Source organism: Pseudomonas avellanae BPIC 631 (assembly GCF_000444135.1).
In the GTDB taxonomy this organism is placed as follows: Bacteria; Pseudomonadota; Gammaproteobacteria; order Pseudomonadales; family Pseudomonadaceae; genus Aquipseudomonas; species Aquipseudomonas avellanae.
Map to the genome: position 1 here is coordinate 1 of NZ_ATDK01000007.1, position 8,862 is coordinate 8,862.

Consider the following 8,862-nt stretch of genomic DNA (forward strand, 5'->3'; position numbering starts at 1 on the left):
CTTAAGTGAACAGCATTGCGAACCAGTCGGGGATTTTTTATTGGCCGATCAGCTCAAGAGCAGATCAGTCTTCGCGATAGCGACGCAGCTTGAGCTGCTTGCCAGCAACACGGGTGTCCTTGAGTTTGGTCAGCAGACGCTCAAGGCCATCTTCCGGCAGCTCGACCAGGCTGAAGCTGTCACGGACCTGGATACGGCCGATCGCTTCACGGGCCAGGCCGCCTTCGTTAAGGATTGCACCCAGCAGGTTCTTGGCAGCGATACCGTCACGCGCACCCAGCGCGGTACGGCAACGAGCACGACCTTCGGCCAATGGAACCGGCGCACGACGCTCACGCTCAGGACGATCGCCACGGTCACCACGATCGCTGCTACCGCTACGCTCAGGACGATCACCGCGAGGCGCGTTGTTCGGAACCAGCGGACGATCACGCTCGATGGCTGCGAGGGTCAGAGCCTGACCATTGGTAGCCTTGCGCAGCAGTGCAGCAGCGAGGGCACGCGGGCTGCAACCGATATCAGCAGTCAGACGATCCAGAAGGTCGCCATGAGTCGATTCGGCATCGGCAACCAGCGGCGCGAGGCTGTTGGTCAGTTTCTTGATGCGCGCATCCAGAACGGCCTGGGCATCCGGCAGGCGGACTTCCGCAACCTTCTGACCGGTCACACGCTCGATCACTTGCAGCATGCGGCGCTCGCGAGGAGTGACCAGCAGCAACGCACGACCTTCGCGACCTGCACGGCCGGTACGGCCGATACGGTGAACGTAGGACTCTGGATCGTAAGGCATGTCCACGTTGAATACGTGGGTGATACGCGGAACGTCAAGACCACGGGCAGCAACGTCGGTCGCTACAACGATGTCCAGACGGCCATCCTTGAGGGATTCGATAACGCGCTCGCGCTGGTTCTGGGCGATGTCGCCGTTCAGTGCAGCAGCCTTGTAGCCTTTGGCTTCAAGGGCGCTTGCCAGGTCCAGGGTCGCCTGCTTGGTGCGGACGAACATGATCAGGGCGTCGAAGTCTTCGACTTCCAGCAGACTCAATACAGCCGAGGTCTTCTGGTCAGCGTGAACCAGCAGGTGAGCCTGCTCGATCGCGGTAACGGTCTGGGTCTTGGTCTGGATTTTCACGTGCTTCGGATCGCGCAGATGGCGTTCGGCGATGGCACGGATCGACTGTGGCAGAGTGGCCGAGAACAGTACGGTCTGACGGGTTTCAGGCATGGCCTTGAAGATGACTTCGAGGTCGTCCATGAAGCCCAGCTTGAGCATTTCGTCCGCTTCGTCGAGAACCAGGTGGTTCACGGTCGCCAGGACTTTCTCGTCACGACGCAGGTGGTCGCAGAGACGGCCCGGGGTGGCGACAACGATCTGTGCGCCGTTGCGGATGGCCTTGAGCTGAGGGCCCATCGGCGCGCCGCCGTAGACTGCAACAACAGTCACGCCCGGCATTTGTTTGGCGTAGGTCTCGAACGCGGTGGCAACCTGAAGGGCCAGCTCGCGGGTCGGGGCCAGAATCAGTGCTTGCGGCTCACGCTTGGTCGGATCGATGCGATGCAGGATAGGCAGTGCGAACGCGGCGGTTTTACCCGTACCGGTCTGCGCCTGACCAATCATGTCGTGACCGGCAAGAATGATCGGGATCGATTGCTGCTGAATGGCCGAAGGCTCTTCGTAGCCAGTGGCGACGACAGCTGCAACGATATTTGGATGAAGTTCGAGAGCGGCGAAGCCGCCGATTTCCTGGGTCATGGGTCTGCCTCTAGTGCATCCGCAAAGACCCATGCTTCAAAGCTGCGCGTGCCGTGTACGACCTTGAGGTCACCCTGGCTGCTTTGTCGGCGGGGATTTGCGAAAACGTTTGATGAATGGATCGTCCAGGCTAGTCCGCTAGGCGAACAAGCGACCGAAGCTGGCTTCGGGGAACTGCAATACCTCGACGAGGGCCGTGTTAAGGCCGGCGCGCACTATACCGGAAATACGCACCTTGGTGAGTCTTTTTTTACGAAACATTGCGCCATTCTCGAGCAGCGGCAGGCCACGGACCTGGCCGCAATGTCAGCCAGTCAACGTTCGGCCCCGAGATTACGGGCATTGGCGCTTAAACGTTTAATCTGTTTTTGCGGACAACCGGTATCCCCCCCTGCGGGGTGTGGCGAATTGTCCCACCCCATATGCGCCAGGTTCGACACTGCGACCTGGCCGCTCAGGTCGCCGAACGCACAGCCTTGATCAACGATTGCAGCGAGTAACCCAGATCAGGCGCAAGGGCCTCGGCACGCCGATTCAGCGCGTCGATATCCAGCGTCTGATCCAGGTCAGCCGGCACGATGAGGATGACGTTGCCCTCCTTCACCGGTAGTTCCCAATAATGACGGTGGTAAAGGCCGCGCAGCAGCGCCGCGCCCAATGGCTTGCCATCGTCAGAGGCCCACTGGTTGATGATCAGCCAGCCGCCGGGAGTAAGACGCTGCTGGCAACCCTGCAGGAAATTCCAGGCCAGATGCCCGACGCCCGGCCCGACATCGGTGTACAGGTCGACAAAGATCAGGTCGGCAGGCTCGGCGCTGCTCAACAACTCCAGCGCATCGCCAATCCGTATATACAGACGCGGATCGTCGTCGAGCCCCATGAACTCCATGGCCAGACGCGGCACGTCCGGGCGCAGCTCGATGACTTCGACATCCTCCAGCGGCAGAAACTTCATGCACGCCTGGGTCAGGGTGCCGGCCCCCAGGCCCAGAAACAGCGCGCTTTCCGGCGCCTCATGACACAACGCGCCAATCAGCATTGCACGGGTGTAATCGTATTCCAGCCAACTGGGGTCGGCCGTGAAGGTACAGCTCTGCTCGATGGCATCACCGAACTCGAGGAAGCGGTAATCGTCCACTTCCAGCACGCGGATCATGCCGAAGTCATCGTGGACCTCGGCCAGAATTCGTTCTACGCGCTCACGCTCTTCCGTCATCACCGTTCCTGGTCATCGCTGCGCCGGGCGCAAAACGTGAATTGTCGGGCAAGCGCGCCGCTTTGTCACACTTTGCGGGCTGCATCAACGCTCCAGTGGTCCGCGCCGCACTGGCAGAGCACTGACGAACTGCTAACATGCGGACCCGATTGCACAACCCTAGAGCCAATAATGAGCCAACCCTGGAGCCCCGACAGCTGGCGGGCACTGCCGATTCAGCAGCAACCTCACTACCCTGACGCCGCGCACCTGCTGAAGGTCGAACAAACGCTGGCCAGCTATCCGCCGCTGGTGTTTGCCGGCGAAGCACGGGAGTTGCGCCGCCAGTTTGCCGAGGTGACCCAGGGCCGGGCGTTCCTGCTGCAAGGCGGCGACTGCGCCGAAAGCTTCATGGAGTTTTCGGCGGCGAAGATTCGCGACACCTTCAAGGTGCTGTTGCAGATGGCGATCGTCATGACCTTCGCTGCGGGCTGCCCGGTGGTCAAGGTCGGACGCATGGCTGGGCAATTTGCCAAGCCGCGCTCGGCCAATGACGAAATCATCGATGGCGTGACGCTCCCGGCTTATCGGGGCGACATCGTCAACGGCATCGGTTTCGACGAAAAAAGCCGAGTGCCGGATCCGGAGCGCCTGATCCAGGCTTACAACCAGTCCACCGCCACCCTGAACCTGCTGCGCGCGTTCGCACAGGGCGGGTTTGCCGATCTGCATCAGGTGCACAAGTGGAATCTGGACTTCATCGCCAACTCGGCGCTGGCCGACAAGTACAGCCAGTTGGCCGGGCGCATCGATGAAACCCTGGCGTTCATGCGCGCCTGCGGCATGGACAGCTCGCCGCAACTGCGCGAAACCAGTTTCTTCACCGCCCACGAAGCGCTGCTGCTCAATTACGAAGAAGCCTTTGTGCGGCGCGACAGCCTGACCAACGACTATTACGATTGCTCGGCACACATGCTGTGGATCGGTGATCGCACCCGTCAACTGGACGGCGCGCATGTCGAGTTTCTGCGCGGGGTCAACAACCCGATCGGCGTCAAGGTTGGCCCGAGCATGAACACCGATGATCTGATTCGTCTGATCGACATCCTCAACCCGGACAACGATCCGGGGCGCCTGAACCTGATTGCGCGCATGGGCGCAAACAAGGTCGCCGACCACCTGCCGCAACTGATTCGTGCGGTCGAGCGCGAAGGCCGCAAGGTGCTGTGGAGCTCCGACCCGATGCACGGCAATACCATCAAGGCCAGCAGCGGCTACAAGACCCGCGATTTTGCGCAGATACTCGGTGAAGTGAAGCAGTTCTTCCAGGTGCATCAGGCCGAAGGCACGTATGCCGGAGGCATCCACATCGAGATGACCGGGCAGAACGTCACCGAATGCATCGGTGGCGCTCGCCCGATCACTGAAGACGGCCTTTCGGATCGCTACCACACTCACTGCGACCCGCGCATGAACGCCGACCAGTCACTGGAGCTGGCGTTTCTGATTGCCGAAACCCTGAAACAGGTTCGGCGCTAGGCAAAACGCGCTGCACCCACTGCCCGCTCAACGCTTGAGCGGGTCGTCCCAGAACGGACGTTCGACTTCCTGTTGAATGTCCGCCCGGCTCAAGCCCAGATCCTTCAGCGCGCCATCGCTCATCTGCGCCAGAAGACGCCGCTGACGATGCAGTTCCAGCCAGCGCTGTATGTGGCGCTTCATCGATATCAACACGCTGCGCACCTGCACATGCCCGGCAGGCCTTGAGTCCACTACACACGCTTTCTGACCTTTCATCATCTTGCCCTCCATGTGGGATGACTGAAGTCTCGCGTCTGGCGTAGGATCAATCCAACGAATGTTTCTTATGCAGTCCATCTGGGAGATTGATGGCTTGGCCAATTATCCGGGCATTGATACCGAGCTGCTTCGTACTTTTGTGGCCATTGCCGACCACGGCGGTTTCACTCGCGCAGGCGAAGTGGTCAACCGCACTCAATCGGCGGTCAGCATGCAGATGAAGCGTCTGGAGGAGGATGTCGTTCAGCGTCAACTGTTCCAGCGTAAAGGCCGGACCCTGAGCTTGACAGCAGAGGGCCAGGTACTGCTCGGCTACGCACGGCGGATTCTCAAGTTGCACAGCGAAGTGTTCAACACCTTGCGCGAGCCGCACATGGTCGGCGTGGTGAAAATCGGCTCGCCCGACGATTACGTGATGCGCTTTTTGCCTGGCATCCTTTCGCAGTTCGCGCAGTCTTATCCGCTGGTTCAGGTGGAAGTACACTGCGAACCGTCCGATTTGCTGCTGCAACGCCAGGACCTTGATCTGACCATTGTGACGCGCAAGCCCGGCACCGAGATCGGTACGCTGTTGCGTCACGAGCGCCTGGTCTGGATGGAGGCCATCGGCTTTGCGCCTCATGAACAAAAGCCCATGCCGCTGGCGATGTTCAATACCCACTGCTTCTGTCGCGACTGGGCCTGCAATGCGCTGGACAGCGTGGAGCGTGAGTACCGCATCGCCTACACCAGCTCCAGCATGGCGGCGATCACTGCGGTAGTCAGCGCAGGCCTTGCGGTCACCGCGCAGTTTCAAAGCCTGGTCACGCCGGAGTTGCGCATCCTCGGCGATGCCGAACACTTACCAGAGCTGCCAACGGCCAGCATCGTGCTGCTGCGCAATCCGAAGAACCCCTCACCCATTACCGAATGCATGGCCGACTACATCATCGACGGCTTCAAACCTTGAGGGCGAGAATGACCGCACAGAGCACCAGAAACACGCAGAACATCAGCCGCAGCGTTCGCTCGGGCAGAGAATGCGCCAGTTTGACGCCCCAACTGATACTGGCCAGACCGCCAACAGCCAATGGAATGCCCATCGACCAGTTGACGTGATCGTGCAGCGCGTAGGTGACCAGCGTGATGCCGGTGCTCGGCGCGGCCAGCGACAACGCCAGCCCCTGGGCCACAACCTGCGTTGCGCCAAAGACGCTGGTCAGGATGGGTGTCGCCACCACTCCGCCGCCGACACCGAACAGCCCACCGGTCACGCCGGAGCCGACGCCCAGCAGCCACAGATACTTTTCGTGACGCAGCCCGCCACTGGCCAGCGTGTTGCGCAAGTACATCTGCGCGACGTTGAACACCGTCAAAACCACCAGAAAGGCCACAAAACCCAGGCGCATGCTTTGCGGGTCAATGCGCACGGCCAGCATTGATGTCAGCCAGGCAAAAATGAAGCTGGGAATGATCAGCATCAGCGCGTTGCGCAGCAGAATCCGGTTGCGCTGGTTGTAGCGCCACAAGGCGAGCAAGACGTTGGGCAGCACCATCAGCAACGCAGTGCCTTGCGCCAGTTGCTGATCCAGACCGAACAACACACCCAGCGCCGGGATGGCCACAAGACCACCGCCAATCCCGAACAAGCCACCCAGAGTGCCCATCGCCGCACCCAGCAATACGAACATCACCACTTCAATCACACTGTGTCCCCATTCATTCAGTAGCTAAATGCTACGCAGTCCTGCCCTCGACCAACAGGTAATATCAGTTTTTTTGCACACCACGCATGATGCCAGCGCTGCCAACCTGTATAAGCGGAATTATCTGGCGCATTAAAGAGTGCAGCACTAAGTTAAACTCAGCCCACTGAGTACGAGGAGCCACTATGAGTGCCGATGAAAGCCCCACCCACGTAGCATCTGCCGACTGTGATTCGCTGCTGCTGGATAACCAATTGTGTTTCGCCCTGTATTCCACTTCTTTGATGATGACCAAGGTTTACAAACCCTTGCTGCAAGCGCTCGGGCTGACCTACCCGCAGTATCTGGCCATGATGGTGCTGTGGGAAAAGGACGGTTTGACCGTCAGCGATGTCAGCACGCGCCTGCTCACTGATCCGGGCTCACTGACGCCTTTGCTCAAGCGCCTTGAAGGCGAAGGTTTTATCAGCCGCACCCGCAGCAAGGAAGATGAACGGGTGGTGCTGTTGCATCTCACTGAACAAGGTCGTGCCTTGCAGCAAAAGGCCCTGAGCGTACCTGGCTGCATCCTGTCAGCAAGCGGCCTGAACATGGAAAAGCTTCTTGACCTCCAGGCTCGGTTGCTGAGCATGCGCGACCATCTGCACCAAAGCCTGTAAAAGCCAAAGCCTCGCTTGCCTTGGCGCCTGCGCCACTGCGCTTGATCACCTCCACGGGGGCAACCTTTCCAGCCCCCCGCCCACCCTCGTAAAAACTCATGCTGTCTTTTTTCAAAAATTTAGCTTGCGCACTAAATATTAGAGCTATACATTTGTCTGGCGATTAATTAGTGCGCAAGCATTTTGCGCAAAACGCCATCCGAATGAGGAAATACCATGAACACGCTTTACACCGCAGTTGCAACCGCCACCGGCGGCCGTGATGGTCGTGCTGTTTCCAGCGACAAGATTCTCGACGTCAAACTGGCCACCCCGAAAGAACTCGGCGGTGCGGGCGGCGCAGCCACCAACCCTGAGCAACTGTTCGCTGCCGGTTATTCGGCCTGCTTCATCGGCGCGCTGAAATTCGTCGCCGGCCAGAGCAAGCGCAGCATCCCGGCAGACGCCTCGATTACCGCGCACGTGGGCATCGGCCAGATCCCCGGCGGTTTCGGTCTGGACATCGACCTGCATGTCAGCCTGCCCGGCCTTGAACAAGCCGACGCTCAGCAACTGGTCGATGCCGCTCACGTGGTCTGCCCTTACTCGAACGCCACACGCGGCAACGTCGATGTGCGTCTGCATGTGAATGTCTGATACCCACCGGGCCAGCAACGAACACTGGAAAGGAACGAACATGAAGACTTTCAGCAAAATCATGACCGGTACGCTTCTCGCGCTGTCCATCGCAGCGCATTTGCCGCGGGCGATCCGGCCATCGAGCACAACACTCAGGCTTTCCTCGACGCCCTGAACTCGGGCACCGGCAAGCCTATCGAGCAGTTGTCGCCCAAAGATGCACGGGCCGTGCTGGTCGGAGCGCAGGCGGGGGTCAAACTGACGCTGCCCAAGGCAGATGTCAGCGAGAAAACAATCAAGGTGGATGGTCAGTCCATCAGTTTGAATATCGTGCGCCCTGCTGGCGTGAAAGGGACTTTGCCAGTCTTCATGTTCTTTCATGGCGGGGGTTGGGTACTGGGGGATTTCCAGACCCACGAGCGCCTGGTCCGCGACCTGGTAGTGGGTTCGGGTGCGGTTGCAGTGTTCGTCAACTACACGCCTTCACCTGAGGCGCACTACCCGACGGCGATCAACCAGGCTTACGCAGCGACCCGATGGGTGGCTGAGCATGGCAAGGAGATCAACGTCGACGGCAAGCGCCTGGCAGTCGCCGGTAACAGCGTGGGCGGCAACATGGCAACCGTTGTTGCGCTGATGGCCAAAGACAAAGGTACGCCGGCACTCAGGTATCAGGTGCTGTTGTGGCCGGTGACTGACGCCAGTTTCGACAACGGCTCCTACAACCAGTATGCCGAAGGCCACTTCCTGACCCGCAACATGATGAAGTGGTTCTGGGACAACTACACCACAGATGCCGCCCAGCGTAACGAGATCTATGCCTCGCCGCTGCGCGCCACCACCGAACAGCTGAAAGGCCTGCCGCCTGCGCTGATCCAGACCGCCAGTGCCGACGTACTGCGTGACGAGGGTGAAGCCTATGCGCGCAAACTGGACCAGGCTGGCGTGCCGGTTACGGCCGTGCGCTACAACGGCATGATCCATGACTACGGCCTGCTCAACGTGGTCAGCCAGGTCCCGGCTGTTCGCTCGGCCATCCTGCAGGCGTCTCAGGAATTGAAAGAACACCTGAAATAACACCTGAAACAACGGCAGAGCCTCAAATTTCAGCCGTAAAAAAACCCGCAGCGATGCCAATGCTGTTCACTTAAG

General features: G+C 59.8%; 9 protein-coding genes and 1 pseudogene. 5 read left to right on the top strand and 5 right to left on the bottom strand.

The features are described 5' to 3' along the window. Positions 1-64: 64 nt before the first annotated feature. The 3 genes from DW49_RS0100370 to DW49_RS0100380 form a co-directional block, all read right to left on the bottom strand. Positions 65-1,753 (bottom strand): DEAD/DEAH box helicase, encoded by a 1,689-nt coding sequence (locus DW49_RS0100370; protein ID WP_003373273.1) that lies wholly within the window; start codon positions 1,751-1,753, stop codon positions 65-67. Between the two features lie 138 nt (positions 1,754-1,891). Next, entirely contained in the window at positions 1,892-2,014 is a 123-nt protein-coding gene (locus tag DW49_RS1000000133895; RefSeq protein WP_003373276.1) for a hypothetical protein, read from the bottom strand. A 193-nt stretch (positions 2,015-2,207) separates the two neighbouring features. Further along, positions 2,208-2,969: a spermidine synthase gene (locus tag DW49_RS0100380; protein WP_003373277.1), complete on the bottom strand. Its 762-nt coding sequence runs from the start codon at positions 2,967-2,969 to the stop codon at positions 2,208-2,210. Positions 2,970-3,140: 171 nt separating this feature from the next. On the opposite strand from DW49_RS0100380, the gene DW49_RS0100385 reads away from it, so the two are divergent. Beyond that, a complete protein-coding gene (locus DW49_RS0100385) occupies positions 3,141-4,487 on the top strand; it encodes a class II 3-deoxy-7-phosphoheptulonate synthase (RefSeq protein ID WP_003373278.1) in 1,347 nt (448 codons plus the stop codon). 27 nt (positions 4,488-4,514) lie between these two features. Here the strand turns inward: DW49_RS0100385 and DW49_RS0100390 are convergent, their stop codons facing one another. Then, positions 4,515-4,748 carry a DUF1127 domain-containing protein gene (locus DW49_RS0100390; RefSeq protein ID WP_005616521.1) on the bottom strand — a complete coding sequence of 78 codons (234 nt, stop codon included), beginning with the start codon at positions 4,746-4,748 and terminating at the stop codon, positions 4,515-4,517. A gap of 94 nt (positions 4,749-4,842) precedes the next feature. On the opposite strand from DW49_RS0100390, the gene DW49_RS0100395 reads away from it, so the two are divergent. Beyond that, positions 4,843-5,697 (top strand): LysR family transcriptional regulator, encoded by an 855-nt coding sequence (locus tag DW49_RS0100395; RefSeq protein ID WP_024420834.1) that lies wholly within the window; start codon positions 4,843-4,845, stop codon positions 5,695-5,697. On the opposite strand, the gene DW49_RS0100400 is transcribed toward DW49_RS0100395, so the two are convergent. Continuing rightward, the gene (locus DW49_RS0100400) at positions 5,687-6,433 is read right to left on the bottom strand and encodes a sulfite exporter TauE/SafE family protein (RefSeq protein WP_005616516.1); all 747 of its coding nucleotides are present in this window, start codon (positions 6,431-6,433) and stop codon (positions 5,687-5,689) included. The two genes, DW49_RS0100395 and DW49_RS0100400, sit on opposite strands and share 11 nt — an antisense overlap. A 185-nt stretch (positions 6,434-6,618) precedes the next feature. Here DW49_RS0100400 and DW49_RS0100405 point away from each other — a divergent pair, with 185 nt between their 5' ends. The 3 genes and pseudogenes from DW49_RS0100405 to DW49_RS01000000127910 all read left to right on the top strand — a co-directional run bounded on the left by DW49_RS0100405 (position 6,619) and on the right by DW49_RS01000000127910 (position 8,787). After that, positions 6,619-7,092: a MarR family winged helix-turn-helix transcriptional regulator gene (locus tag DW49_RS0100405; RefSeq protein WP_003373291.1), complete on the top strand. Its 474-nt coding sequence runs from the start codon at positions 6,619-6,621 to the stop codon at positions 7,090-7,092. A 216-nt stretch (positions 7,093-7,308) separates the two neighbouring features. After that, complete coding sequence (locus DW49_RS0100410) at positions 7,309-7,728, top strand: organic hydroperoxide resistance protein (RefSeq protein WP_024420835.1); 420 nt, start codon at positions 7,309-7,311, stop codon at positions 7,726-7,728. Between the two features lie 40 nt (positions 7,729-7,768). Next, a pseudogene (locus tag DW49_RS01000000127910) lies at positions 7,769-8,787 on the top strand (alpha/beta hydrolase). Positions 8,788-8,862: the final 75 nt, after the last annotated feature.

Excerpts from the sequence above, each read along its gene's own strand:
- DW49_RS0100370 (WP_003373273.1), bottom strand. The coding sequence starts at position 1,753 with ATGACCCAGGAAATCGGCGGCTTCGCCGCTCTCGAACTTCATCCAAAT.
- DW49_RS1000000133895 (WP_003373276.1), bottom strand. The coding sequence starts at position 2,014 with ATGTTTCGTAAAAAAAGACTCACCAAGGTGCGTATTTCCGGTATAGTG.
- DW49_RS0100380 (WP_003373277.1), bottom strand. The coding sequence starts at position 2,969 with ATGACGGAAGAGCGTGAGCGCGTAGAACGAATTCTGGCCGAGGTCCAC.
- DW49_RS0100385 (WP_003373278.1), top strand. The coding sequence starts at position 3,141 with ATGAGCCAACCCTGGAGCCCCGACAGCTGGCGGGCACTGCCGATTCAG.
- DW49_RS0100390 (WP_005616521.1), bottom strand. The coding sequence starts at position 4,748 with ATGATGAAAGGTCAGAAAGCGTGTGTAGTGGACTCAAGGCCTGCCGGG.
- DW49_RS0100405 (WP_003373291.1), top strand. The coding sequence starts at position 6,619 with ATGAGTGCCGATGAAAGCCCCACCCACGTAGCATCTGCCGACTGTGAT.
- DW49_RS0100410 (WP_024420835.1), top strand. The coding sequence starts at position 7,309 with ATGAACACGCTTTACACCGCAGTTGCAACCGCCACCGGCGGCCGTGAT.